The organism is Camelimonas abortus (assembly GCF_042432745.1).
Lineage (GTDB): Bacteria > Pseudomonadota > Alphaproteobacteria > Rhizobiales > Beijerinckiaceae > Camelimonas > Camelimonas abortus.
In genome coordinates this window covers 2,142,340-2,167,990 of sequence record NZ_JBHLWR010000006.1, presented here as the reverse complement: position 1 = coordinate 2,167,990, position 25,651 = coordinate 2,142,340, and the positions used below count along the sequence as shown (strand labels likewise).

Sequence of the window (25,651 nt, the reverse complement as noted above, 5' to 3'; positions counted from 1 at the left end):
GAAACGCCGCGCAGGCCGTCGTCCGTCCGCGCCCCGCCGTCAGGCGCCGTCGCCGCTCCGGCTCCAGTCGACGGCGCCCCGTCCGGCCTGCTCCAGAAAGGCGTTGACGCGGGAAAACGGCCGCGAGCCGAAAAAGCCGCGGCGCGCCGAGAGCGGCGAGGGGTGGGCGCTCTCGATCACCAGGTGCGTCGCGCCGGCGGGATCATGGGCGCGCGCCAGCCCCGCCATGCGGCGCGCGTCAGCGCCCCACAGCACGAACGCCACCGGTTTCCTGCCGGCGGCGAGGGTGGTGACCGCCTCCGCCGCCAGCGCCTCCCAGCCCCAGCCGCGATGGGCGCCGGCGGCGCCGGCCTCCACCGTAAGCGCCATGTTGAGCAGCAGCACGCCCTGGCGCGCCCAGCCGCTGAGGTCGCCGCCGGCGGGCGGGGGGACGCCCAGATCGTCCGTCAGCTCGCGGAAGATGTTGGCGAGGGAGCGCGGCGGCGGTCCGCTGCGCCGCACGGAAAAGGCGAGGCCGTGGGCGTCGCCGGGAGTGGGATAGGGATCCTGGCCGAGAATCACCGCCCGCACCGCATGGAGGGGCGTGAGCCGCAGCGCCGTCAGCAGGCTCCCGGGCGCGGGCAGCACGACGGCGCCGGCGGCGCGGCGGGCGTCGGCGCGCGCGGCCGCCCTGGCGGCGGCGCCGGAACGGAAGAACGCAAGGTCCGCCCAGCCGTCAGCGGTCTCCGCCATGAAGCGGGCGACGGCGTCCTGATAGCTGGCGGGCGTGGCGCGGGCGGCGGGCGATGCGTCGGTCATGGCGCTTCTCTACGCCGGCGCGGCGGCGGACGGAACCGCCATTCGCGCCCGCCGCGGCAGGGACGGCGCGCGTCATCGCGCCGGCCCGCGCGCCGCCGTGTCCGCGGCCGCTCCGGCGGCGCTGTCCGCCCTGGCCGCCGGCCCCGTTTCGATGCGGATGCGTCCGTCGAGGCGGGGCGTGAAGCGGCCCTTGCGGCGCAGCCATGCCATCACGTCGCTGGCCAGCAGGCGGTTGCCGGCGTCGACGCCGCGCCCGTCGTCGGTGGCGAACATGCCGTAGCCGTCGCCGCCGCGCAGCATGTAGTCGTTGATGGCGACGCTGTAGGCGTCGGCCGGACCTGCCGGGCGGGCGCCGATCTCAAGGCTGGTCACCCGGTCGCCGGCGGGGCGCGACGGGTCCACGGTCACCCGCATGCCCGAGATCTGCGGGAAGCGCCCGGCGCGGGCGTCGAGGCGGGAGAAGCCGTTTTCCAGCGCCTTTTTCAGCGTGGCGCCGCTGGCCTTCACCACCACGGTGCGGTTGCCGAAGGGCAGTTCGGTGAGGATGTCGCGGCGGGTGAGCGTCGCCCCGGCCGGATAGACCCGGTCGCCGCGGATGGAGCCGCCGTTGACGATGGCCACGTCCGCGCCTGACATCTCGCGGATCGCGTCCGCCACCAGATCGCCGCCGGTGGCCTCGCGATAGCGCACGCTGGCGGCGCGGGTGTCCAGCTCGCCTCCGAGCACGGCGAGTGCGACGTCAAGCGACTGCGACAGCTCCTGCTCCAGGGCGTCCACCTGGGCCTGCATCTGCGGGTCGGGGGCGACGCGCAGCGTGTCGTGGATGCGGAAGTCCGGGCTCCAGCGCAGGCGCCCGCCCCGGTCGCCCGGCTCCACATGGACGTCCACCGTCGTGACGTAATTGGCGTCGTGGGAGGACTCCACCGCGGCGGTCTGTTCGTCCCAGTAGATGAACAGGTCGTGCACGTGGCCGGTGAGCAGCAGGTCCACCAGGCCGGAGCGGATGATGCGCAGGTCGGTGTCGCGGTCGGTGTGGGTGAGGGCGACGACGAACTGCGCGCCCTCCCTGCGCAGCAGCGCCGCCTGCTCCTCCAGCGTCTCCATGACCGGCGCGAAGGTGAGGTCGCCGGCGTTGGACTGCATGGGAATGTCGCTGAGCGTGATCCCGGTCAGACCGACGCGATATCCGCCCAGGGTGAAGATGCGCCGGTCGGCGTGGCCCGGCAGCGGCCGGCCGCGGGCGTCGCGCATGTTGGCGGCGAAGAAGGGAAAGCGCGCCTCGCTCACCCGTTTCGCGTAAACCTCGGGACCGAAGTCGAACTCGTGGTTGCCCGGCGTGAAGGCGTCCGGCTGCAGCAGGTTGGTGAGCGCCACCACATGCGCGCCCTGGTCGAAGCCGGAGAGCAGGGACGGGGAGAAGGCGTCGCCGGCGTGGACGAACAGCATGGGGACGCCGCGGGCGCGTTCCGCCTTCACCACGGCGGCGAGGCGGGCGTAGCCGCCGCGGCCGTCTTCGGCGTTCACGCGGTAGATGTCGTTGACCAGAACGAAGGAGAAGGCCGGGCGCGGCCCCTCCTCCGCCGGCGCGGCCGGCGTCTGCGCGGCCTGCGCCTGCGTCATGGCGAACGGCAGCGCCAGCGCGCCGATCGCGCCGCGACGCGTTATCTCACCCATGGTTTTCCCTCCAGCCCCGCAACCTGTTATATGAAGCGTCCCCGCGCCGTCGCCGGCCGGCCCGTCCGGGAACGGCGGACGCGAGTCCCCGCCCTGTCGCCTGGCCTGCGTCTCCGCTAAAGGAGTGGCGCGGCCCGGTTCTGGCGCCAGGGCCGGCGCCGCCCGGAGACGGTCCGGCCGCCGGTTCCGGCGTCCGGCTGCAGGCTCCGCGCCTGTTCCATCCATTTTCGCCGGCCTCGCCGCCGGTTACGGGGCACAGACCATATCCATGACGAGCGTCGCCACCGCCGGGGCCGGCAACGGCCTCTCCCCGCACAAGCCGACGGACCATCCGCCCGTGCAGAGCGGCCGAATCGGCGTGCTGCTGCTGAATCTTGGCACGCCCGAGGGCACTGACTACTGGTCGATGCGCCGCTATCTCAAGGAATTCCTGTCTGACCGGCGCGTCATCGAGACCTCGCGGCTCATCTGGTGGCCGGTCCTCAATTTCATCATCCTGACCCGGCGTCCGGCCGCCAAGGGGCGCGACTACGCCTCCATCTGGAACACGCAGCGGAACGAGAGCCCGCTGAAAACCATCACCCGGGCCCAGACGGAGCAGCTCGCCGCGGCTCTGGCCGGAGTGGACGGCCGCATCGTCGTCGACTGGGCGATGCGCTACGGCCATCCCGCCATCGAGGACCGGCTGAAGGCGTTGCAGCAGCAGGGCTGCGACCGCATCCTGCTGGTTCCGCTCTATCCGCAGTACGCCGCGGCCACCACGGCCACCGCCATGGATCACGCGTTCCGCGCGCTGATGAAAATGCGCTGGCAGCCGGCCATCCGCGCGGTTCCGCCCTATTACGCCGATCCGGCCTATATCGGGGCGGTCGCCGCCTCGCTGAAAAAACATCTGGCGCAGCTCGACTTCGAGCCAGAGGTGATTCTCGCCTCGTTCCACGGCACGCCGAAGGACTGCCTGCTGAAAGGCGACCCCTATTACTGCCAGTGCCACGCCACCTGGCGGCTGTTGCGCGAGGCCATGGGGCTGCCGGAGGAGCGGTTCCGCATGAGCTTCCAGTCGCGGTTCGGCAAGGACGAGTGGCTGCGCCCCTATACGGACGAGACCATCATCGCCCTGGCCCGCAGCGGCGTGAAGCGCCTCGCCGTGGTGACGCCGGGTTTCGCCGCCGACTGCCTGGAGACGCTGGAGGAGATCGGCGTCGAGAACGCCGGTTATTTCCGCGAGAACGGCGGCGAGCAGTACGCCGCCATCCCCTGTCTCAACGACAGCCCCGAAAACGGCGAGATGCTGCGCCGCATCGTGCTGCGCGAGCTGCAGGGCTGGATCTGAGGCAGGAGCGGCCGCCGCCGCGCCGCCGTCTGCGCCGGCCCGTGCGGTTGCGCCCGTCCGCAAACGCGTTACCCTCCGTAAATGGCGCTGTCGCGCCGCTCCCGCGCGCCCTATGGCGTCGCGCCGCAGGCGTGGGGGCGGGCAGCGGGGCGCGGGAGGGCCGCATGGACGGGACGACGGTGCTTTCGGGCTTCAGCATTTTCATGATCGCGCTGGCCATCCTGGCCATCGTCACGGTGATCGCCGGCGTGCGCACCGTGCCGCAGGGCTACGCCTTCACGGTGGAGCGTTTCGGCCGCTACTCGCGCACGCTGGGACCGGGCCTTGGCCTGATCATTCCCTATGTCGAGCGCATCGGCCACCGCATGAACATGATGGAGCAGGTGCTCGACATTCCCGGCCAGGAGGCGATCACCCGCGACAACGCCAGCGTCAGCATCGACGCGGCGGCGTTTTTCCAGATCCTCGACGCGCCGCGCGCCGCCTATGAGGTGTTCAACCTGCCGGTGGCGCTGCTGACGCTGACCATGACCAACATCCGCACCGTGGTCGGCTCCATGGATCTGGACGAGCTGCTCTCCCACCGCGACGAGATCAACGAGCGGCTGCTGCGGGTGATGGACGAGGCCGCCGCTCCGTGGGGGGTGAAGGTCACCCGCATCGAGATCAAGGACATCCAGCCGCCGCCGGCCATCGCCGACGCCATGACCCGCCAGATGCGCGCCGAGCGCGAAAAGCGCGCCAGCATTCTGGAGGCGGAGGGCCTGCGTCAGGCGGCGATCCTGCGCGCCGAGGGCGAGAAGCAGGCGCAGATCCTGGCGGCCGAGGGCCGCCGCGAGGCCGCCTTCCGCGACGCCGAGGCGCGCGAGCGCCAGGCCGAAGCCGAGGCCGCCGCCACCCGCATGATTTCCGGGGCCATCGCCGCCGGCGACCCGGCCGCGGTCAACTTCCTGGTGGCGGAGAAATATATTGAGGCGTTCCGCGCCCTGGCGCAGTCGCCGAACCAGAAGATCATCGTGACGCCCTATGATTCCGCCGGCCTGATCGGCGCGCTCGCCGGCATTGCGGAAATCACGCGGCCGGCGGCCGGCGGCGAGGGCGCGGGCGAGCGGCCGCGCCGGACGCCGCCGACGGCGCCGCGGGTGTGATCAGGCGCGGCGCGCCCTGCGCCGCCGCGACGGGCGGGTGGAAGACACATGCCGGAGAATGGAACAGGTTGGGCGTTGCTTGCCGGCGGGTTGCTGCTGGTGGCCCTGGAGGTGATGGCCCCGGGCGTCTGTCTGCTGTGGTTCGGCCTTGCGGCGCTGGGGGCCGGGGCGTGCGGCCTGTGGTTTGATCTTGGCTGGCAGGCGGCCGCCGGCCTGTTCTGCGCTTTCAGCGTGATCTCGGTTCTGGCCGGCCGCTGGCTGACGCGGAGCGCCGGCGATGATGACGACGGCCGGACCGCCGTGCTGAACCGCCGCGCCGCGGCGCTGGCGGGGCGCCTGGCGCCGCTGCGCGAGCCGGTGGTGAACGGGCGCGGCGGCAGCGTGCGCATCGACGACACCATCTGGCGCGTCACGGGTCCGGACGCGCCGGCCGGAACCCTGATGCGCGTCGCCGGCGTCGAGGGCGTGACGCTGGTGGTGGAGCTGGCGCAGACGCCCGGGACTCCGCCAGAGGCGTGAGAAGGGGCCCGCGCGTCAGGCGACGCCGGCGCGCAGCAGGTCGAGATAGTGCACCAGGCCGGCGATCCGGCCGTTCTCCATCACCACCAGGGCGGTGATCTTGCTGCGCTCCTGCATCTCGAGGGCGCTGGCCAGCAGCGTGTCCGGCGTAACGGTGCGCGGATTGCGGGTCATGATCCCGGTCACCGGGGCCGAGCCCATGTCAGGGCGGAAGTTCCGGCGCAGGTCGCCGTCGGTGATGATGCCGGCGAGCCGGCCCTCGCCGTCCACCACCAGCACGCAGCCGAAGCCCTTGGTGGAGATCTCGGCGATCGCTTCAGAGAGGATGGCGTCGTCGCGCACCACCGGCAGGCGGGCGCCGGTGTGCATGATCTCCCGCACCGTGCGGAGCTGGGCCCCGAGCTTGCCGCCCGGGTGATAGACGCGGAAATCCTGGCGGGTGAAGCCGCGCCCCTCCAGCAGGGCGATGGCGAGGGCGTCGCCCGTCACCATCTGCAGCGTGGTGGAGCTGGTGGGCGCCATGCCGTTGGGGCAGGCCTCGTCCACCGCCGGCAGGATGAGGGCGAGATCCGCCTGGCGGGCGAGGGTCGAATCCGGCCGCGAGGTGAGGGCCAGCAGCGGAATGCGGAAGCGCCGCGAATAGGCGATGATGTCGGACAGTTCGGTGGTCTCGCCGGACCACGACATGGCGAGAATCACGTCCTCCGGCTGCACCATGCCGAGGTCGCCATGGCTGGCCTCGGCGGGGTGCACGAAATAGGCGGGCGTGCCGGTGGAGGCCATGGTGGCGGCGATCTTGCGCCCCACGTGGCCGGATTTGCCCATGCCGGTGATGATCAGCCGGCCGCGGCTGGCGCGGATCATGGCCACGGCCCGGGCGAAGGGCGCGCCAAGACCGTTGGCGAAGGCGGCGGCCAGCGCGTCAAGGGCGGCGCGTTCGGCGGCGACGGTGCGCAGCGCCGAAGCGACGTCGGCGCGGGCCGCGTCAGTGAGCGCCGCGTCGGACGCGGAAATGGCCGGAGAGCTGGTGACGGTCATGGCGTCAGGATCGGTTGGGCCAGCCGCCGTCGCCTGGGGCGCGCGGCGACGCGGCCGGCGCGTCTGGCCGTCAGGGCCAGATCGCAGGGGGAGCCCGCAAGGCGCCCGGGGGCGGCGGGCCGCATAACGCCGGATAAATAGACGCGACCGCCCCGGGACGCAAATCCGGGGGCACGGCCGCCGCGTCGCAGGCCGCGCGTGGACCGGCGATCGCGTCAGCGCGACAGCATGCGCTGGAGTTCGGCGCGGAACCTGTCGGAGAGGTCGGAGCGCGACAGGGCGTAGGACACGTTGGCCATCAGGAAGCCGAGCTTGGAGCCGCAGTCGTGGATCTCGCCGTCAAAGCGGGCGGCGTAGAACGGCTGGCTGGCGGACAGCTGGATCATGCTGTCGGTGAGCTGGATTTCGCCGCCCGCCCCGCGCTCCTGTTTCTCCAGCAGCGCGAAGATCTCCGGCTGCAGGATGTAGCGGCCGGAAATGGCGAGGTTGGAGGGCTGGGTTCCGGGCTTCGGCTTCTCCACCATCCGGGTGACGGGGTAAACGCCGTCGCGCTCCGCCTCCACGCCGACGATGCCGTACTGGTGCGCCTGGTCCGCCGGCACCTCATAAACCGAGATGATGTTGCCGCCGACGCGGTCATAGGCGTCGCGCATCCGGGCGAGGCAGGGCGTCTCGCCGAAGTGCAGCATGTCCGGCAGCACCAGGGCGAAGGGCTCGTCGCCGACGATCTCGCGGGCGCACCACACCGCATGCCCCAGGCCGAGCGGGGCCTGCTGGCGGGTGAAGCTGGTCTGTCCGGCGCCGGGCAGTTCGGCGCGCAGCTGCTCCAGCTCCTTCAGCTTGCCGCGCTCCTCCAGGGTGCGCTCCAGCTCGAACTGGCTGTCGAAATGATCTTCGATGACGCCCTTGTTGCGGCCGGTCACGAAGATGAAGTGTTCAATGCCCGCGGCGCGCGCCTCGTCGACGGCGTGCTGGATCACCGGACGATCCACCACTGTCAGCATTTCCTTGGGCATCGCTTTCGTCGCCGGCAGGAAGCGGGTGCCAAGGCCTGCGACCGGGAATACGGCTTTGCGGATCGGTTTCGGCATGAAAGTTCCTGGAGTTGTTCCGTCTGGAGGAAGTCCGGGGACGCGTCACACGTACAGAAGTGTCACTGTGAAGCCCAGGTTACAAGGGCGGCCTGCGGCGCATGGGGCCCTGCTGCGGTCTCGCGCCCGTCCCGCCGCGCGGCCGGAAGGGCCCGCGCCCCGGCGCCCCGGCGTCCCGGGCCGGCGCATCCTATCTGGGCGGCTGGTTGTGACCAATCGATGGCGGCGGCTCCGGTTGCGCCCGCCCGGCGTGGACAACGCGCCGGGGCCGCGGAAGATCCGCCGGCGCGCCGCGCATGGCGACGCGCGGCCGGCGCATGCTATCTTGCGCGCTGTGGTCACGGCCGGCGGGGCCGGGGACCGCGTCAGGGAGAAACGGGGGATGGCGTCGCAACAGCAGCAGAAGCCGCGTCGCCGCGCCCGGCGCGCGGCGCGGCGCATGGCGCTGGTCATGGCGGCCGGCGTGGCGTTGCTGGTCGCTCCGGCGCCGCAGCCGCCTGGCGGCGGGCGCGGCGTGGCCCTTGTCGGCCCCGCGACGGCGCTGGACATGGACCTGCGCCAGCCGCTGTTCACCCGGCGGACGCCGGCGTCGCGGCCGCCGCAGTACCGGCGCGCGCCTGCCTATGAGCCGCCCCGCCAGCGCGGTTTTCTTGAAACCCTGTTCGGCGGCGGACGCGCCCAGCAGCCGGCCGCCCCGCCGGCGTACCGGCGGCGCGAGCGGGCGGAGCCGCCGCGGCGCGTCCGCGCCGCGCCGCGCCCGGCGCCGGTTCGCCCGCAGGTGACGCGCACGGAATTCGTCTATCTCATCGCCGCGCCCGGTCCGTCCCGCCTCGCCGAGGGGCTGGAGGCGGCCTTCGCCGACCGGCCGATCGTCGGGGTGCGGCCGCTGCGGGCGCCGCGCGAGACGCCCGCGGACGCCGCCGCGCTGCTCGCCCCGCTGCCGGCCGAACTGGCCGGCCAGGGGCAGGAGGCGGTGGTGGTGATCGAGGCGCGGCCGGAATGGGCCCGGCTGGACGGCGAGCGGCTGCGCGCCCTCGTGGAGGATGCGGCGGCGCGGCTTCAGGCCCGCGGCGCGCCGGTGGTCTGGGTGGGGTTGCCGCCGGTTCCCTCGGCGGAGGCTCCGGCGCGGGCCGCGACGGTGAACGGGGCGCTCAAGGCGGCGGCGCAGAAAACCGGCGGCGGCTTCGCCGACGCCTGGGCGGCCTTCGCCGACGACGACGGCCGCTTCACCGCCTGGGGGCCGACGGTGACTGGCGAGACGGCGCGGCTGCGCGAGGACGGCGACGGCGCCCTGACCCGCGCGGGCGCGCGCAAGCTCGCCCATTTCATCGCCCTGGAGGCGCGCCGGCTGCTGGCCGCCCGCCATGCGCCGCCGTCGCCGGCGATCGCCGATCCGTTCGCCCTGCCCGGGCCCCCTCCGCCGCCGGTGGCGACGGCGGCGCCCGACGGCGCGGGGGAAAAGCCGCCGGAACGTCCGGCCGTGGGGCCGGTGCTGCCGCTGGGCCGGCTGCAGGCCACGCCGGGCGCGCGCCTCGTCTCCCAGGGCGCGGACGCCATGCGCGACGCCGACGGCCTGGCGCGGCGCGCGCTGGGGGAGGGTATTCCGCCGCCGCCGGCGCCCGGCCGGGCTGACGATTTTCGCTGGCCGCGCGGCGGCGGCTGACCTTTCCGGCGCTGAAAATGCGACGGGCCTGTCCGGTCCGCCCGGACAGGCCCGTGATTGCAGGCGGCGGAGGGGCGCCGCGGGCGCCTTCCCGCCGGCGTCAGCGCGGCAGGTCGCTGTGGCCCATCAGGTACTGGTCCACGGCGCGGGCGCACTGGCGGCCCTCGCGGATCGCCCACACCACCAGCGACTGGCCGCGGCGCATGTCGCCGGCGGCGAAGACCTTCTCCTTCGAGGTCTTGTAGCTGATGACGTCGGCGGCGACGTTGCCGCGCGGATCATAGGCGACGCCGAGGCTGTCGAGCATGCCCTCGTGCACCGGCTGCACGAAACCCATGGCCAGCAGCACCAGGTCGGCCTTCAGCTCGAACTCCGTGCCCGGAATGGGCTTGAAGTCGGGGCCGACGCGCACGCACTTCACCGCCTTCACAACCCCGTTCTCGCCGGTGAAGCCGGTGGTGGACACCGAGAAGGCGCGCTCGGAGCCTTCCTCATGGCTGCTGGAGGTGCGCAGCTTCATCGGCCAGTCGGGCCAGGTGAGCAGCTTGTTCTCCTTCACCGGCGGCTGCGGCATGATCTCCAGCTGCGTCACCGAGAGCGCGCCCTGGCGCACCGAGGTGCCGATGCAGTCAGAGCCGGTGTCGCCGCCGCCAATCACCACCACATGCTTGCCGGTGGCGAGGATCGGCTTGCCGCCGGTGTTCTCTCCCGAGACGCGGCGGTTCTGCTGCGGCAGGAACTCCATGGCGAAGTGCACGCCGTCGAGCTCGCGGCCGGGCGCCTGCAGGTCGCGGGGCTTCTCGGAGCCGCCGGCCAGGATCACCGCGTCATGGTCGGAGAGAATCTCGTCGATGGTCACGTCGACGCCGACATGGACGTTGCAGTGGAAGTTCACGCCCTCGGCGCGCATCTGCTCGATGCGGCGGTCGATGTGGCGCTTCTCCAGCTTGAAGTCCGGAATGCCGTAGCGCAGCAGGCCGCCGGGTCGGGCGTTCTTCTCGTACACGTGCACGTCGTGGCCGGCGCGGGCGAGCTGCTGGGCGGCGGCGAGGCCGGCGGGGCCGGAGCCGATGATGGCGACGCGCCGGCCGGTCTTCACGGCCGGCGGCTGCGGCTGCACCAGACCCTTCTCCCAGCCGTGGTCAATGATGGCGCACTCGATGCTCTTGATGGTCACCGGGGCGTCGATGAGGTTGAGCGTGCACGAGGCCTCGCACGGGGCGGGGCAGATGCGGCCGGTGAACTCCGGGAAGTTGTTGGTGCTGTGCAGGTTGGCCAGCGCCGTCTCCCAGTCGCCGTTGTAGACGAGGTCGTTCCAGTCCGGGATCTGGTTATTGACGGGGCAGCCGTTGTGGCAGAACGGGATGCCGCAGTCCATGCACCGGGCCGCCTGCTCGCGCAGCGCCGGCTCTGACGGCGGGATGACGAACTCCCGGTAGTGACGGATGCGGTCAGAGGCAGGCCGGTACTTGCGGTCCTGCCGGTCGATTTCGAGAAAGCCGGTAACCTTGCCCATAACGTGCGTTTGCCTTTTCCGGGCGGCGCGGAGCCGCGGCGCGTTGCGCTCAGCGGCCCTGTTCGCATCTCGTGCGACAGAAACCGCCCTGTCCTGATCGCGATCCGGCCGGGGCGGGGCCCCGCGCCGGAAGACGCCGGAGAGGGCGGCGCGCCCGCCGCGAGCCTCTCCATGGGGCCTGGCGGCCGCGGACGGCGCGCCAGGCGCGCAGGCGTGCGCCTGCGCGGTTTGCCGTCATTCCGCGGCGATGCGGCGCGGCGCCTGACCGAAGGCCTCGAGCGCGCGGCGGTACTCGACCGGCATCACCTTGACGAATTTGGGCAGGTAGCCGGCCCAGTTGTCGAGGATCTCCTTCGCCCGGGCGGAGCCGGTGTAGCGGTAATGATCGCCGATCAGCTGGCGCAGGCGTACGGCGTCGCGGCCGGTCATGTTCGAGAGCACGTCGACGCGGCCCTTGAACTCCAGGTCGCCGCCCTGGCCCTGCGTCTCCTCCATGAGCTCCTCCTCCTCGGGCACGGGCTCGAGTTCGACCATGGAGAGGTTGCAACGGCTGGCGAAGTCGCCGGTCTCGTCGAGCACATAGGCCACGCCGCCGGACATGCCGGCCGCGAAGTTGCGCCCGGTCGGGCCGAGCACCACCACGACGCCCCCGGTCATGTACTCGCAGCCATGGTCGCCGGTGCCCTCGACCACCGCGATGGCGCCCGAGTTGCGCACGGCGAAGCGTTCGCCGGCGACGCCCCGGAAGAAGCACTCGCCGGCGATGGCGCCGTACAGCACCGTGTTGCCGACGATGATCGACTTCTCCGGCACGATGCCCGCGTTGGCCGGCGGGCGCACGATGATGCGGCCGCCCGAGAGGCCCTTGCCGACGTAGTCATTGGCCTCGCCGGTGAGGTCAAGGGTGACGCCAGCCGCCAGCCAGGCGCCGAAGGACTGGCCCGCGGTGCCCGTGAGGCGGATGTGAATGGTGTCGTCCGGCAGGCCGTCGTGGCCATGGCGGCGGGCGACCTCGCCCGAGAGCATGGCGCCGGTGGAGCGGTCGACGTTGCAGGTGCGCATCTCGATCTCCACCCGCTCGCCGCGCTCGAGGGCGGGCTGGGCGGCGGCGATCAGCTTGCGGTCCAGCACCTGCCCGAGGTGGTGGTCCTGCGCCTCGCTGTGGCGGATGGCCAGCGGGCTGTCCGCCTGCGGCTTGTGGAACAGGCGGCTGAAGTCGAGCCCCTGGGTCTTCCAGTGCGCCTCGACGCGGCGACGGTCCAGCATCTGCATCTGGCCGATCATCTCGTCGAAGGTGCGGTAGCCCATGGCCGCCATCAGCTCGCGCACTTCCTCGGCGACGAAGAAGAAGTAGTTGATGACGTGCTCGGGCTGGCCGACGAAGCGCTTGCGCAGCACCGGATCCTGGGTGGCGACGCCAACCGGGCAGGTGTTGAGGTGGCACTTGCGCATCATGATGCAGCCGGCGGCGATCAGCGGCGCGGTGGCGAAGCCGAACTCGTCGGCGCCGAGCAGGGCGCCGATCACCACGTCGCGGCCGGTGCGCAGGCCGCCGTCCACCTGCACGGCGATGCGGCTGCGCAGGCCGGAGGCCACCAGCGTCTGGTGCGTCTCGGCGAGGCCGATCTCCCACGGCGAGCCGGCGTGCTTGATGGAGGTCAGCGGCGAGGCGCCGGTGCCGCCCTCAAAGCCCGAGATGGTCACATGGTCGGCGCGCGCCTTGGCCACGCCGGCGGCGACGGTGCCGACGCCGATCTCGGACACCAGCTTCACCGAAATGGCCGCCTGCGGGTTGACGTTCTTCAGGTCGTGGATCAGCTGCGCCAGATCCTCGATCGAATAGATGTCATGGTGCGGCGGCGGCGAGATCAGGCCGACGCCCGGCGTGGAGTGGCGGCAGCGGGCGATGACCGCGTCCACCTTGTGGCCGGGCAGCTGGCCGCCTTCGCCGGGCTTGGCGCCCTGGGCCATCTTGATCTGGATCATGTCGGAGTTGACCAGATACTCGGTGGTCACGCCGAAGCGGCCGGACGCCACCTGCTTGATGGCCGAGCGCATGGAGTCGCCGTTCGGCAGCGGCCGGAAGCGGTCCGCCTCCTCGCCGCCCTCGCCGGTGTTCGACTTGCCGCCGATCCGGTTCATGGCGATGGCGAGGGTGGTGTGCGCCTCGCGCGAGATCGAGCCGAACGACATGGCGCCGGTGGAGAAGCGGCGGACGATGGCGGAGGCCGGCTCCACTTCCTCCAGCGGCACGGGCTTGCGGCCATCCTCTTCGGCCGTGCGGATGCCGAACAGGCCGCGGATGGTGAGCAGCCGCTCGCCCTGCTCGTTGATGCGCCGTGCGAAGGCCCGGTACTTGTCGCGGGCGTTGCCGCGCACCGCATGCTGCAGGTCGCGCACGCTGTCGGCGTCCCAGGCGTGCGTCTCGCCGCGCACGCGCACGGCGTAGTCGCCGCCCACGTCAAGGGCGTTGAGATAGACCGGCGCGTTGCCGAAGGCGTCGCGGTGACGGCGGGCGGTCTCCTCGGCCACCTCGGCGAGGCCCACGCCCTCGATCGGCGTGGCGGTGCCGGTGAAGTAGCGGGCGACGAACCCGCTCGACAGGCCGACGGCGTCGAAGATCTGGGCGCCGCAGTAGGACTGGTAGGTCGAAATGCCCATCTTGGACATGACCTTCAGCAGCCCCTTGCCGATGGCCTTGATGTAGCGCTTGATCGCCTCCTTGCGGTCCACCTCCGGCGGGAAGTCGCCGCGGGCGTGCATCGCCAGGATGGTCTCGAAGGCCAGATAGGGGTTGATGGCCTCGGCGCCGTAGCCGGCGAGGCAGGCGAAATGGTGTACCTCGCGCGCCTCGCCCGTCTCGACCACCAGGCCCACCGAGGTGCGCAGGCCCTTGCGGATCAGGTGGTGGTGCACGGCGGCGGTGGCCAGCAGCGACGGAATCGGGATGCGGTCCGGGCCGACCTGGCGGTCAGACAGCACGATGATGTTGTACTTGCCGCGCACGGCCGCCTCGGCGCGCTCGCACAGGCGCTCCACCGCCTGCTCCATGCCCGCGGCGCCCTGTTCGGCCGGGTACGTGATGTCCAGCGTCTTGGTGTCGAACTGGTCCTCGACCGCGCCGATGTTGCGGATCTTCTCGAGGTCCTCGTTGGTCAGCACCGGCTGGCGCACCTCAAGGCGCTTCAGGCGCGCCGTGCCCTCGTGGTCGAGGATGTTCGGGCGCGGGCCGATGAACGACACCAGGCTCATCACCAGCTCCTCGCGGATCGGGTCGATCGGCGGGTTGGTGACCTGGGCGAAGTTCTGCTTGAAATAGTTGAACAGCGGACGCGGACGCGACGAGAGCGGCGCGATCGGCGTGTCGGTGCCCATGGAGCCCACCGCCTCCTGGCCGGTGATGGCCATGGGCGGAAGGATCAGCTTGAGGTCTTCCTGCGTGTAGCCGAACGCCTGCTGGCGGTCGAGCAGGGAGACGTCGGCGCGCGGCGCGCGCGGCTCCACCGGCGGCAGGTCCTCAAGGATGATCTGGGTGCGCTTCAGCCACTCGCGGTAATTGTGGCTGGTGGCGAGCTCCTTCTTGATCTCCTCGTCGGAGACGATGCGGCCCTTTTCGAGGTCGATCAGCAGCATGCGGCCGGGCTGCAGGCGCCACTTCTCGACGATGTCCTCCTCGGGGAACTCCAGCACGCCCATCTCGGAGGCCATGACCACGAGGCCGTCGCGGGTGACGAAATAGCGGGCCGGACGCAGGCCGTTGCGGTCCAGCGTGGCGCCGATCTGGCGGCCGTCGGTGAAGGCGATGGCGGCGGGGCCGTCCCACGGCTCCATCAGCGCGGCGTGATACTCGTAGAAGGCGCGCCGCTCCTCGTCCATCAGCGGATTGCCGGCCCATGCCTCGGGGATGAGCATCATCATGGCGTGGGCGAGCGAATAGCCGCCGCGCACCAGGAACTCGAGGGCGTTGTCAAAGCAGGCGGTGTCGGACTGGCCCTCGTAGGAGATCGGCCACAGCTTGGCGATGTCGTCGCCGAACAGCGGCGAGGACACGGAGGCCTGGCGGGCGGCCATCCAGTTGACGTTGCCGCGCACGGTGTTGATCTCGCCGTTGTGGGCGACCATGCGGTACGGATGGGCCAGCGACCAGGTGGGGAAGGTGTTGGTGGCGAAGCGCTGGTGCACCAGGGCGACGGCGGACTTCATGCGCGGATCGTTGAGATCGCGGTAGTACTCGCCCAGCTGGTTGGAGAGCAGCATGCCCTTGTAGATGAGGGTGCGCGACGACAGGCTCACCACATAGAAGCCGTCCATGCGCGGGTCGTTGCGGTCATGGACGATGTTGGAGACCACCTTGCGCAGCACGTAGAGGCGACGCTCGAACTCGTCGCCGCCGGCCTCGCCGGAGGCGATGCCCTGGCCCTTGCCGATGAACACCTGGCGGTGGAAGGGCTCGGTGGGCAGCACGCTGTAGCCGAGGCCGGAGTTGTCCACCGGCACGTCGCGCCAGCCGAGCAGCACGAGGCCCTCCTGCGGGGCGCGCTCGGCGAAAATGGCCTCGATTTCGGCGCGGGCTTCCGGATTGCGCGGCATGAAGATGTGGCCGACGGCGTAGTCGCCGGGGCCGGGCAGGTTCACGCCGGCCTCGGGAGCGACGGCGGCGAAGAACTCATGGGGGGTCTGCAGCAGCATGCCGCAGCCGTCGCCGGCCTTGGGGTCAGCGCCCACGGCGCCGCGGTGCTCGAGATTGCGCAGGATGGCGAGGCCATGCCGGATGATGTCGTGCGACTTGCGGTTGTGCATGTCGGCGACGAAGCCGACGCCGCAGCTGTCATGCTCGTTGGCCGGGTCGTAGAGGCCGAACGGGGCGGGGAAGCCCGGATCAATGGCGCGACGGTTCGTCAGCGGCGCTGCGTCGGCGCTTTTGCCGGCCGCGCGGGCGGCGCCGGAGGCTGCGGACACGCTGGCGATGTCGTTATGGCTGGCCTTGCGGCCGTTGTTGTCGCGCATGGATGGTGACCCTCGACTAGAAACTCATGCGCCGTCCGGAGACGGCGGATCTGGCCAGATCGCCACGCCGGAACGCGCCGGGCGTCCGTACAGGCGGCAGTCATCGAGGGTCGGTCGCTCTGGCCTTGCGCCCGCTCCTCGCGGGCCCAATGATCCTGTCAGGCCACGCGTGCGTCAGCGATCCGCGCTGGTGCGGATGGAAATCTCCAGGGTTTTTCGTTTGGCTGCGACCATTGCTGCGCCATTCGCCCCGCTGACAGGACGCCTGGAGATGCCGGACGCGCCAGAGCGCCGTCCCGGCCGGATGACCTGCATATCCAGGCTCTGGCCTGAACAAAGGCCGAAACGCCCTGGCAGATCGTCGCGGATCCGGCCAAGACGCAACTGCCTCCAGTCACGTCAATGATTGGACAGCACCGCTGTCCTAAACGCACCTTGGCAGATTTCCAGGAAGCGCACAAGACAGTTAAGGCATCAGGTTGTCGATTAAGTTTTGTGCAACAAGATCACAAAAACGGCGCCTGTGCCCGCCGGTCGCCATCCGGATGGCGCCGGCGCGCCAGAAATTGCGCGCAACCCGCCCGAATCGCGGGCGCCGGCGCCCGCGGCGCGCATGCCCCCGCCAGGCCTCCCGTGGTCTCCCGCGTGGGCAGACGCAGGTCGCCGGCCAGAACTGCGCCGGATGCATGGAAAAGCGCGCGAGGAAAAGCGCGCGAGGCGCGGGCCCGAACAAGGCGAAAGGCGGGGGCCTGGGCCTCCGCCTTGCGGGCGGGCGCCGCGGCGTCCGCGGCGCCGTCATGTTTCCGCCGGGCCGGCGGCGTGGCGCGGGGCCGCTCCGGCCCCGCGGGAGGACGTCAGTGCTGCGTGGCCGCAGGCGTGGCTTCGACTTCCTGTACGGCCTCTTTCTGCCCGGCCGCGCCGCCGGTGGCGATCGGGATCAGCCGCGGCTTCTCGGCCTCGGGAATTTCGCGCACGAGGTCGATGTGCAGCAGGCCGTTGTCGAGACGCGCGCCGGTGACGTTCACATGGTCGGCGACCTGGAACTTGCGCTCGAAGGCCCGGGACGCGATGCCCTGATGCAGGTATTCGCGCGCCTTGTCCTCGGTCTTCGTGGTTTTCTCGCCGCGCACCGTCAGCGTGTTCCCGTTCATCTCCACCGTCAGGTCGTCGCCGGAGAAGCCGGCCACCGCGATCGAGATGCGATAGGCGTTATCGCCCGTGCGCTCGATGTTGTAGGGTGGGTAGCCGCCGGAAGCGCCGTCAACGCCTGTCAGCTTGTCGAGCATGCTGAACACGCCGTCAAAGCCGATGGTCGAACGGTAAAGGGGCGAAAGATCGAAGTGTCGCATGGCATATCCTCTTCTGAGCAACATGCAGTCCGCCTTACAGGAGCACGGACCAGAGCCTCATGTACGCAGCCGCTGGCGGCCTGCGTACGCCCTGGATTTGGGGACAGGTCGCGTGTTTTCAAGGGGGACGGCGCACAAATCATGAAACGTCCGCCGCCACGCGGCGTCATTTCCTGAAAATGCGCGAAGGGGTGGGGAGATATGGACGCGGCTTCCGACGCGATCGCCCGGTTTGTGGAGACGGAGGAGCAGCCCGTGCCGGAGGGGTGCGAGGCGCTTGTGGCGCGCGCCGCCGACGGGGTTCGCCTGCGTGTGGCGCGCTGGCCCGCCCGGCTTGGCGGCGGGGCGTGGGGCGGGGAGGCCGCGCCGCCCGGCCGCTCCGGCGTCGCGGCGGCGCCGCGCGGCACCGTGGTGCTGATGCAGGGGCGCGGCGAGTTCATCGAAAAATATGGCGAGACCATCGAGGACCTGCGCCGGCGCGGCTTCGCCGTGGTGACCTTCGACTGGCGCGGCCAGGGCCTGTCCGGCAGGCTGCTGCGCGACCGCCGCAAGGGCCATGTGCGGGATTTCCGCGAATACCGCCTCGACCTTGAGGCCGTGGTCGCCCAGGCGGTGCCCGCTTACTGGCCGCGGCCGCTGTTCGGCCTCGCCCACTCCATGGGCGGCGCCGTCGTGCTCGACGCCCTGGCGCACGGCTTCGACCGCTTCGCCCGGGTGGCGCTGTCGGCCCCGATGGTGGACGTGGTCACGCCCATGCCGCCGGGCGTGGCGCGCGGTCTGGCGCGCAGCCTGTGGCTGGCTGGCCTTGGCCGGGCCTATGTGCCCGGCGGCGGGCCGGAGCCGGCGCCGGCGCGACCGTTCGAGGGCAACCTGCTGACCGCAGACCGCGGGCGCTACGAGCGCACCCGCGCCCTGATCCGCGCCGGGCGGGAGGCGGGCCTTGACGTCGCCGTCGGCGATCCGACGGTCGGCTGGGTGCGGGCCGCCTTCCGGCTCATCGACGCCATGGCCCGCCCGGCCTTCGCCCTGGCCATCGCCACCCCGGTGCTGGTGGTGGCGGCGGGGGCGGACCGCATCGTCTCCACCCCGGCGGCGGAGCGCCTGGCCATGCGGCTGAAGACCGGACGCGCCATCGTGCTGCCAGGGGCGCGCCACGAGATCCTGATGGAGCGCGACGCGATTCGCGACGCCTTCTGGGCGGCGTTCGACGCCTTCATTCCCGGCAGCGCCGCCGAGTTCGCGCCGGAGCCGCTGCGGCTGGAGCAGGCCTGAACCGGCGCGCCCCGTCGCGCTCCCGGGGGCTGCCCGCCACGGCGGCCTTCGTCCGCCGGACACGGACAGCAAAAACCGCCCGGCGCGCCGCGCCGGACGGGACGGCGAGGTCCCCCGCGTCTCAGGCCGGCTCTTTCAGCGCCCCTTCGAGTCTCGCGCCCACCGTCTCCAGCGCCTCCGGGCCGACGCGCGGCGGGTGGCGGAAGGTGAGGTTCTCCTCGACGATGTAGCGGCGGGAGGTGAGGTCGGTGGGCTCCTGCATGGGCACGAGGTGGGCGTGGGCATGGGCCACGTCCACGCCGGAGTACATGAAGCCGACGCGCTCCACGCCCCACAGCTTCTTCTGCGCCCGGGCGATCTTCTGGCCCATGACGATGGTCTCCTGGGCCAGCTCCGCCGGCATGTCGTCGAAGAAGCGGTAATGGGCGCGCGGGATGATCAGCGTGTGCCCCTCGCGCACCGGCTGGATGTCGAGGAAGGCGACGAGATTCTCGCTCTCGCACACGATGCGCGCCGGAATCTGGCCGGCGGCGATGGCGCAGAAAATGCAGCCGTTGCTCACGTTGTCTCCCCGTTCCTGACTGGTCGATGATGAGGCGCGACGGACGGCGCCGCCGCGGCGCGGCCCGTTCGCCGGCTCAGCCGTCGACGGCGGCCAGCAGCTCCATGGCCGCGGCGTGGACGGCCGGATCGCCGGCGGCGACCACCCGGCCGCCGTCCGTGGCCGGCCCGCCGCTCCAGGTGGTGACGACGCCGCCCGCCCCCTGGATCACCGGGATCAGCGGCGCGATGTCGCAGGGTTTCAGCCCCGCCTCCACAACCAGGTCGATGTGGCCGGCGGCGAGCATGCAGTAGGCGTAGCAGTCGGCGCCGTAGCGGGTGAGGCGGCAGGCGCGCTGCACCCGGCTGAAGGCGGCGAATTCGGCCTCCGAGAACAGGTGGGGCGAGGTTGAAGCCAGCGTCGCCGTGGCCAGCGAGGCGCAGCGCCGGGTGCGGATGACGCGGGTTTCGCCGTTGCGCCGGTAGCGGCTCTGGCCGCAGTCGCCCCAGAACCGCTCGCCGGTGAAGGGCTGGGACATCATGCCGAAGACCGGCCGGCCGTTGCGCTTGAGGCCGATGAGCGTGCCCCACAGCGGCAGGCCGCTGATGAAGGCGGCGGTGCCGTCGATGGGGTCCAGCACCCAGACATATTCGGCGGCGGAGCCTTCGGCGCCATATTCCTCGCCCTCGATGCCGTGGGCGGGGAAGGTGCGGCGGATGCGGGCGCGCATGGCCGCCTCGGCGGCGCGGTCGGCCTCGGTCACTGGGTCGAAGCCGCGCGGACCGGCCTTGTTCTCCATCAGCATGGTCGAACGGAAAAACGGGGCGATGGCGCGCCCGGAAATGTCAGCCAGCTCGTTGACGAAAGCGGCGAAATCGACGGCGGTCACTGTGCGCTGTTCCCTGGATGTGGGCCTGTCCGCGGCCGGCGCGGCCGCCGGGACTGCGTCGCGCCGCGACGCGGCGGACAGCCGGCGCATGATGACATATCCCCGCAGGGATGGCGACGTGCGCCGCCGCGCGGCCGGGCCGCCGCCGGTCTACTCCGCGGCGAGGCCCCGCGACGGCAGCAGCTCCGGCGCGGCGGCGAGAAAGTCCGCCAGCACCGCGCGCAGCCGGGCGGCGACGTCGTCCCACCCGGCCGCCGGCGTGATGGTCTCCTCGTCCATGTACAGGCCGCGGTTGATCTCGATCTGGATGGCGTGGCGGCCGGCCAGCGGCGCGCCGTAATGCTCGGTGATGAAGCCGCCGGCGTAGGGAATGTTGCAGGCCACGTCGAAGCCGGCTTCCTGGAAGCGCATCGCCAGGAAGGCGGTGAGCGCCCCGGAGCAGCTGGAGCCGAAGCGGTCGCCCAGCACGATGTCCGGCGTGGGGCCGAAGCGCCGCGGCGTGCTGGAGGACGGCATGGAGTGGCAGTCCACCAGCACCGCCGCGCCGAAGCGCTCCTGGGTGCGGGCGACGAGCCGGCGCAGGGCGCGGTGATAGGGCCGGTAGAGCGTGTCGATGCGGCGCAGGGCGGCCTCCGGCGAAAGCCGCTCGCGCCAGATTTCCTGCCCCTCCGCCACCACACGCGGAATCACGCCCAGCCCGCCCGAGACGCGCGGCGAGCGGGTGTTGGCCCACGCCGGCAGCGGGCCGGAGAACATTTTCGGGTCCAGCTCCCACGGCTCGCGGTTCAGGTCGAGCCAGGCGCGGGGAAATGTGGCGTGCAGCATCGGCGCGCCCAGCGCCGTCACCGGGCCGACCAGCAGGTCCACGAAGGCGTCTTCCGAACGGCGCAGCTCCAGCGGAGACAGCCGCGACTGGGAGAGAAACTCCGGCGGATAGCAGCGGCCGGCGTGGGGCGCGTTGAGCACGACGGGCGCGGTCTGCACGACCGGCTCGGTCACCACGAACGGCGGATCGAAGATGGGGTCCGTCGACAGGGGCATGCCGGTGGTCCTGCTGCGTGGCTTCCGGCATGCCGGAGCACGTAAGATGCTGTCCCGCGGGAGGGGCCGCCCGCGCCGCGGGGCCCGCCGGATGGGGCTGTCCGGCGCCCGGCGGCGCCGGGAACAGTGGACGTCAGTCCGGGCCGGTTGTCCAGATCCCCGCGCGCCCCGCCGTCCCCGCGCGGGTTATGGCCGTGCGGACCATTCACCCCTTCTTTACGGCGCCGGGGCCATGGTGGCCAGGGACAATGGGCGAACTGCTGACCGCGATGATGAACAAGATACTGCTCGCCGAAGACGACGACGACATGCGGCGCTTCCTGACGAAGGCGCTGCAGAACGCCGGCTACGAGGTGGCCGCGTTCGACAACGGTCTTTCGGCCTACAACCGGCTGCGTGAGGAGCCGTTCGGGCTGCTGCTCACGGACATCGTCATGCCGGAGATGGACGGCATCGAGCTGGCGCGGCGCGCCACCGAGCTCGATCCGGACCTCAAGGTCATGTTCATCACCGGCTTCGCCGCCGTGGCGCTGAACGTGGACTCCGCCGCTCCGCGCGACGCGCGGGTGCTCTCCAAGCCCTTCCACCTGCGCGATCTCGTCGCCGAGGTGGAGAAAATGCTCGCAGCCTGACGGCGACCCCGTCCGGGCCGGTTTTCCAGCCTGCGGCGAAGTTATCAACATGCGGGGGAGTTGCCATCGGCCGGCGCGCCGGTTATTACCCCGCTCACTCACGGAGCGCCCGGCTCCACGGGCTCCGGGCGTCAGGCGGTTGCGGATCGTGACGCCGCGGTGAGGCAAATTTTTCTTTCCGCACGGCTTGTGTCGCTCCGGTTTTTGGGGCACAGAGCGGCGGAAAAGGGCGCGTAGCTCAGCGGGAGAGCACTACGTTGACATCGTAGGGGTCACAGGTTCGATCCCTGTCGCGCCCACCATTTCATTGAAACGCCGCAGCGCCGCAACCGGCGGGCGGATGTTTCGGTCCTGGACAGCCGCGGATCACGGCCACGGGCGGCTCCCCTGCCCGGCGTGAAACGCGCCAGCAGACGGGGCGGTTGCGTCGCGTCGTAGAGGAACAGGGACATGAAGGTCCGCAATTCTCTGAAGGCCCTGCTCGGCCGTCATCGCGACAACCAGCTGGTTCGCCGCAAGGGTCGCGTGTACATCATCAACAAGACCCAGAAGCGCTACAAGGCGCGTCAGGGCTGATACGGATCGCAGCCCGCGGTCACCGGATCAGGGCAGGGTCCGCGCGCAGGCGCGGACCCTGTCTTTTTGCGTGCGCGCGCCGCGCCGCCGCCGCGGGCTTTGGCTGCCTCCCGCACTGCGCTATCATCCGGTCATGACGCACAGTCCGAAGCCCCGTCTCCTGTCGCTGCGGCGCGCGGCCGCCGCGCTGGCGCCGGCGCTGCTGCTCGCCGGCCTCGCCGCGCCCGCAGCCGCCGGGCCGGCGCCGGAGGCGGCGACGCCCGCGCCGCAGGCGCCCGCCTCCGGCGAGGCCGGCGAACGGGCGAACGCCCTCGACGGCCTGTTCGCGCGCCTGAAGGAAACCACCGACAGCGATGAAGGCGAGGGCATCGCCCGGCGCATCGAGGCGCAGTGGCGCCGCTCCGGCAGCGCCGTGGCCGACCTGCTGGCCAGCCGCGCCATGGCGGCCAGCCTCGCCGGCGATCCGGCGCTCGGCGTGCATCTGGCCGACCAGGTGATCGCCTTCCGTCCAGGCTGGGCGGCGGCGTGGCGGCAGCGGGCGACGCTGCTGGCGCAGCTGGGCGACGACCAGCGGGCGGCGGCCGATCTCGCCCGGGCCCTCGCCCTGGAGCCGCGCGACTACCAGGCGCTGGCGCTGCTGGGCGCGCTGTTCCAGCGCAACGACGATCCCGCCGGGGCGCTGCGCGCATGGCGCCGGTCGCTGGAGATCAATCCGCACCAGGGCGAGCTGAAGGAGCGGGTGGAGAAGCTGGCGCCGGAGGTGGACGGCCGCGACCTGTGAGGCGCGCGGCGCGCCGCCGCTCCGCCACGTCCTGAAAAATTGCGTGGCGTTCCCGGAAACCGCGACGTCCTGAAAAAGGCGGGCGCCGGTCCGGCGCGGCTCAGGCCCCGCCGGCGCCGGTGGAGCTGATGAAGGCCATGCGCAGCAGGTTGGTGGCGCCGGGCGAGCCGAAGGGCACGCCGGCGACGATCAGCACGCGCTCGGCGGGCTTCGCGAAGCCTTCCGCCGCGGCGATGCGGCAGGCGCGCTCGGTCATGTCGTCCACGTCGTGGGCGTCTTCGGTGACCACCGCATGGATGCCCCAGGCCACGGCGAGGCGCCGCGCCGTGGCCTGGCGCGGCGTCAGCGCGATCATCGGCGTCTGCGGACGCTCGCGCGAGATGCGCAGGCCCGTGGCGCCGGACGCCGTCCAGGCGACGATGGTGCGGATGTCCACCGTCTCGGCGATGGTGCGGGCGGCGGCGGCGATTGCGTCGGCGCCGGTGGACTCCGGCGCCGAGCGCTGGGCGTTGATGATGGCGCGGAAATTGGCGTCGCTCTCCACCTGCACGCCGATGCGGTCCATGGTGGCCACCGCCTCCACCGGAAACTGGCCGGCGGCGCTTTCGGCCGAGAGCATCACCGCGTCCGCGCCCTCGAACACCGCCGTGGCCACGTCGGAGACCTCGGCGCGGGTCGGCACCGGCGAGGAGATCATCGACTCCAGCATCTGGGTGGCGATCACCACCGGCTTGCCGAGGCGCCGGCCCATGCGGGTGATGAGCTTCTGGATGCCCGGCACCTGCTCCAGCGGCATTTCGACCCCGAGGTCGCCGCGCGCCACCATGACGCCGTCGGCCACGTCGAAAATCTCCTCAAGCCGCGCCACCGCCTGCGGCTTCTCGATCTTGGCCATGACCAGGGCGCGGCCGGCGGCGACCTTCCGCACGTCGGCCACGTCCTCCGGACGCTGTACGAAGGAAACGGCGATCCAGTCGACGCCGCAGTCCAGCGCCGCCTCCAGGTCGGAACGGTCCTTGGCGGTCATCGCCGAGACGGGAATGGTGGTGTCCGGCAGGCTCACGCCCTTGCGGTCGGAGACGGCGCCGGGCACCACCACCGTGGTCTCCACGGCGATGTTCCGGCCCCTGCGGCGCGTCTGCGTGACCTTCAGCTCCACCTTGCCGTCGTCCACCAGCACGCGGTGGCCGGGCTCCAGCGCCCGCAGGATCTCCGGATGGGGCAGCTGCGCCCGCGTGGCGGAGCCGGGCGTCTCGTCGCCGTCGAGCACGAAACGGGCGCCGGATTCGAGGATCGCCCGGCCGCCGGCGAACACGCCCAGACGCAGCTTGGGCCCCTGCAGGTCGGCCAGCACGCCGATGGGCCGGCCAACCGCCGCCTCCACCGCGCGGATGTCCGCCACGCGCTGGCGCAGCGCCTCACGCGAGGTGTGGCTCATGTTTATGCGGAACATGTCCGCCCCGGCCCGGAACAGCGCCTCGATCCGCCCGGGCGTTGAGGAGGCCGGTCCCAGGGTGGCGACAACCTTGACCCGTCGCATGCGTCTCATCTGGATTTCTCCGGCGTTCTGGGCGTGTCGGTGAGCTGGATGGTCCAGCTCTTCTGTTCTCCGGTGTCGACTTCGAAGAAGCCGTTGCGATCGTAGCCGCGGGCAAGGCAGTTCTCGACCCCGCGAATGGAGAACTCCCTGTCCCTGGTGCACATGTAAGCCTTGCCGGACCAATCCCCGCCACGGTCATAGTCCACCGCGTAGACGTAATAAAACCGTGAGGCGAGGGCGCCTTTCAGCAGGGTCTCGCAGCGCCGCGCCTCCAGGTTCCACCAGCCTTCCGTCACCCAGCCCTGGCCGTCGCGATAGCCGAGGGCCACGCCGACGCGGCTGCCGGTCATGTTGCACAGGCGCAGGTCGGCCAGGGCGTCGCCGGCGCCGGCGGCCAGCGCGCCCATGGCTGCGGCCGCCGCCAGCACGAGGCGCGCGCCGCGCGCGCGTCTGCGGAAAACGGAACGGCGGCGAAGCGGGCGGGAGACGCCGTTCCCCGCGGGGGCGGCGGGATGCAGGGCGGGAGAACGCATGACGGTCAGCAACATCTCCATGCAGCCGGGGCCGATGGCGGGGCCGGCGGGGGGCGCGGCCATCCGGCGGGCGGGAGCGCCTGCCTGCGGCCGGGGCGTTCGGGGCCGCCGCGCCGGCGGCGAAAACACAGACGGTTCGCAGGCGCGAACATCGGGGATTCGCGCGGCGAATCTGTGACGGCGCCGCCGCCGGCGGCGGAATCGCCGCTCCCGCATCATGCCCGCGGCCGCGGGGCGCCGCCAGCCTGAACTTCGCCGCCCCGCAGGCGCCGGCTCCGCTCCCGAATTGCGGGGAAAGGCGCCGCGGCGGCGCCGGCCGGCGCGGCGGATTAACCGAATGGATTCATCTTGCAGCCACAGATTCGGTTATACATCGCCCGGACGCGGCCAGCTGCAGGGGCCGGCCGCCGCCCATGCAAACAGGGAACCTCGGAACCCATGAACAATCCCGGCATGGCCGACGTCGCCGACACCGGCGTCGCGGCAGACGAACTGCGGCAGTTCATTGAACGCCTCGAGCGCCTCGAGGAGGAGAAGGCCGGCATCGCCGGCGACATCAAGGAAGTGTTCGCCGAACTGAAGGGACGCGGCTTCGACGCCAAGGCGGTGCGCAAGATCCTGCGCATCCGCAAGCAGGATCAGGCCCAGCGTCAGGAGGAGGAGGCGATCCTCGAGCTCTACATGCAGGCGCTGGGCATGGCCTGACGCCG

General features: G+C 71.6%; 21 protein-coding genes and 1 tRNA gene. 10 read left to right on the top strand and 12 right to left on the bottom strand.

Features of this window, described 5'->3' with window-relative positions; translation table 11 throughout:
• Window positions 1-39: 39 nt before the first annotated feature.
• On the bottom strand, window positions 40-798 hold the full coding sequence (locus ACFFJB_RS11665; RefSeq protein ID WP_376831529.1) for a uracil-DNA glycosylase: 759 nt from the start codon (window positions 796-798) through the stop codon (window positions 40-42).
• A 72-nt stretch (window positions 799-870) separates the two neighbouring features.
• Window positions 871-2,472 carry a bifunctional metallophosphatase/5'-nucleotidase gene (locus tag ACFFJB_RS11660; protein ID WP_376831528.1) on the bottom strand — a complete coding sequence of 534 codons (1,602 nt, stop codon included), beginning with the start codon at window positions 2,470-2,472 and terminating at the stop codon, window positions 871-873.
• 268 nt (window positions 2,473-2,740) lie between these two features.
• On the opposite strand from ACFFJB_RS11660, the gene hemH reads away from it, so the two are divergent.
• The 3 genes from hemH (at window position 2,741) to ACFFJB_RS11645 (ending at window position 5,472) form a co-directional block, all read left to right on the top strand.
• Window positions 2,741-3,805: a ferrochelatase gene (gene hemH, locus ACFFJB_RS11655; protein ID WP_376831527.1), complete on the top strand. Its 1,065-nt coding sequence runs from the start codon at window positions 2,741-2,743 to the stop codon at window positions 3,803-3,805.
• Window positions 3,806-3,969: 164 nt separating this feature from the next.
• Window positions 3,970-4,953, top strand: a complete 984-nt coding sequence (locus ACFFJB_RS11650) for an SPFH domain-containing protein (protein ID WP_376831526.1) — start codon at window positions 3,970-3,972, stop codon at window positions 4,951-4,953.
• A 48-nt stretch (window positions 4,954-5,001) separates the two neighbouring features.
• Window positions 5,002-5,472: an NfeD family protein gene (locus tag ACFFJB_RS11645; RefSeq protein ID WP_376831525.1), complete on the top strand. Its 471-nt coding sequence runs from the start codon at window positions 5,002-5,004 to the stop codon at window positions 5,470-5,472.
• Window positions 5,473-5,487: 15 nt separating this feature from the next.
• Here the strand turns inward: ACFFJB_RS11645 and ACFFJB_RS11640 are convergent, their stop codons facing one another.
• Both ACFFJB_RS11640 and galU read right to left on the bottom strand, forming a co-directional pair.
• Entirely contained in the window at window positions 5,488-6,510 is a 1,023-nt protein-coding gene (locus tag ACFFJB_RS11640) for a KpsF/GutQ family sugar-phosphate isomerase (protein ID WP_376831524.1), read from the bottom strand.
• Window positions 6,511-6,725: 215 nt separating this feature from the next.
• Window positions 6,726-7,601, bottom strand: a complete 876-nt coding sequence (galU, locus tag ACFFJB_RS11635) for a UTP--glucose-1-phosphate uridylyltransferase GalU (protein WP_376831523.1) — start codon at window positions 7,599-7,601, stop codon at window positions 6,726-6,728.
• A 382-nt stretch (window positions 7,602-7,983) separates the two neighbouring features.
• Between galU and ACFFJB_RS11630 the strand changes: the two genes are divergently transcribed.
• The gene (locus tag ACFFJB_RS11630) at window positions 7,984-9,264 is read left to right on the top strand and encodes a DUF459 domain-containing protein (RefSeq protein ID WP_376831522.1); all 1,281 of its coding nucleotides are present in this window, start codon (window positions 7,984-7,986) and stop codon (window positions 9,262-9,264) included.
• Between the two features lie 100 nt (window positions 9,265-9,364).
• On the opposite strand, the gene ACFFJB_RS11625 is transcribed toward ACFFJB_RS11630, so the two are convergent.
• The 3 genes from ACFFJB_RS11625 to ACFFJB_RS11615 all read right to left on the bottom strand — a co-directional run bounded on the left by ACFFJB_RS11625 (window position 9,365) and on the right by ACFFJB_RS11615 (window position 17,136).
• A complete protein-coding gene (locus ACFFJB_RS11625) occupies window positions 9,365-10,780 on the bottom strand; it encodes a glutamate synthase subunit beta (protein WP_376831521.1) in 1,416 nt (471 codons plus the stop codon).
• Between the two features lie 234 nt (window positions 10,781-11,014).
• Window positions 11,015-15,787, bottom strand: a complete 4,773-nt coding sequence (gene gltB, locus ACFFJB_RS11620; RefSeq protein ID WP_376831520.1) for a glutamate synthase large subunit — start codon at window positions 15,785-15,787, stop codon at window positions 11,015-11,017.
• An 854-nt stretch (window positions 15,788-16,641) separates the two neighbouring features.
• Window positions 16,642-17,136 carry an Hsp20 family protein gene (locus ACFFJB_RS11615; RefSeq protein ID WP_376831519.1) on the bottom strand — a complete coding sequence of 165 codons (495 nt, stop codon included), beginning with the start codon at window positions 17,134-17,136 and terminating at the stop codon, window positions 16,642-16,644.
• A 201-nt stretch (window positions 17,137-17,337) separates the two neighbouring features.
• On the opposite strand from ACFFJB_RS11615, the gene ACFFJB_RS11610 reads away from it, so the two are divergent.
• Window positions 17,338-18,408 (top strand): alpha/beta fold hydrolase, encoded by a 1,071-nt coding sequence (locus ACFFJB_RS11610; RefSeq protein WP_376831518.1) that lies wholly within the window; start codon window positions 17,338-17,340, stop codon window positions 18,406-18,408.
• Window positions 18,409-18,529: 121 nt separating this feature from the next.
• On the opposite strand, the gene ACFFJB_RS11605 is transcribed toward ACFFJB_RS11610, so the two are convergent.
• The 3 genes from ACFFJB_RS11605 to ACFFJB_RS11595 all read right to left on the bottom strand — a co-directional run bounded on the left by ACFFJB_RS11605 (window position 18,530) and on the right by ACFFJB_RS11595 (window position 20,879).
• Window positions 18,530-18,970: an HIT family protein gene (locus ACFFJB_RS11605; protein WP_376831517.1), complete on the bottom strand. Its 441-nt coding sequence runs from the start codon at window positions 18,968-18,970 to the stop codon at window positions 18,530-18,532.
• A 76-nt stretch (window positions 18,971-19,046) separates the two neighbouring features.
• Window positions 19,047-19,838 carry a histidinol-phosphatase gene (gene hisN, locus ACFFJB_RS11600; protein WP_376831516.1) on the bottom strand — a complete coding sequence of 264 codons (792 nt, stop codon included), beginning with the start codon at window positions 19,836-19,838 and terminating at the stop codon, window positions 19,047-19,049.
• Between the two features lie 150 nt (window positions 19,839-19,988).
• Window positions 19,989-20,879: an N-formylglutamate amidohydrolase gene (locus ACFFJB_RS11595; protein WP_376831515.1), complete on the bottom strand. Its 891-nt coding sequence runs from the start codon at window positions 20,877-20,879 to the stop codon at window positions 19,989-19,991.
• 272 nt (window positions 20,880-21,151) lie between these two features.
• Here ACFFJB_RS11595 and cpdR point away from each other — a divergent pair, with 272 nt between their 5' ends.
• The 4 genes from cpdR to ACFFJB_RS11575 all read left to right on the top strand — a co-directional run bounded on the left by cpdR (window position 21,152) and on the right by ACFFJB_RS11575 (window position 22,868).
• Window positions 21,152-21,511 carry a cell cycle two-component system response regulator CpdR gene (cpdR, locus tag ACFFJB_RS11590; RefSeq protein ID WP_376832670.1) on the top strand — a complete coding sequence of 120 codons (360 nt, stop codon included), beginning with the start codon at window positions 21,152-21,154 and terminating at the stop codon, window positions 21,509-21,511.
• 227 nt (window positions 21,512-21,738) lie between these two features.
• Window positions 21,739-21,813: transfer RNA gene (locus tag ACFFJB_RS11585), tRNA-Val, on the top strand.
• 148 nt (window positions 21,814-21,961) lie between these two features.
• Window positions 21,962-22,087 (top strand): type B 50S ribosomal protein L36, encoded by a 126-nt coding sequence (ykgO, locus tag ACFFJB_RS11580; RefSeq protein ID WP_376831514.1) that lies wholly within the window; start codon window positions 21,962-21,964, stop codon window positions 22,085-22,087.
• A 133-nt stretch (window positions 22,088-22,220) separates the two neighbouring features.
• On the top strand, window positions 22,221-22,868 hold the full coding sequence (locus ACFFJB_RS11575; RefSeq protein WP_376831513.1) for a tetratricopeptide repeat protein: 648 nt from the start codon (window positions 22,221-22,223) through the stop codon (window positions 22,866-22,868).
• Window positions 22,869-22,968: 100 nt separating this feature from the next.
• Here ACFFJB_RS11575 and pyk read toward each other — a convergent pair whose 3' ends face one another.
• Entirely contained in the window at window positions 22,969-24,417 is a 1,449-nt protein-coding gene (gene pyk / locus ACFFJB_RS11570) for a pyruvate kinase (protein WP_376831512.1), read from the bottom strand.
• Window positions 24,414-24,815 carry a DUF1036 domain-containing protein gene (locus tag ACFFJB_RS11565; RefSeq protein WP_376831511.1) on the bottom strand — a complete coding sequence of 134 codons (402 nt, stop codon included), beginning with the start codon at window positions 24,813-24,815 and terminating at the stop codon, window positions 24,414-24,416. Before ACFFJB_RS11565 ends, pyk begins: the two co-directional genes overlap by 4 nt.
• A gap of 564 nt (window positions 24,816-25,379) precedes the next feature.
• Between ACFFJB_RS11565 and ACFFJB_RS11560 the strand changes: the two genes are divergently transcribed.
• Complete coding sequence (locus tag ACFFJB_RS11560) at window positions 25,380-25,646, top strand: DUF2312 domain-containing protein (RefSeq protein ID WP_376831510.1); 267 nt, start codon at window positions 25,380-25,382, stop codon at window positions 25,644-25,646.
• Window positions 25,647-25,651: the final 5 nt, after the last annotated feature.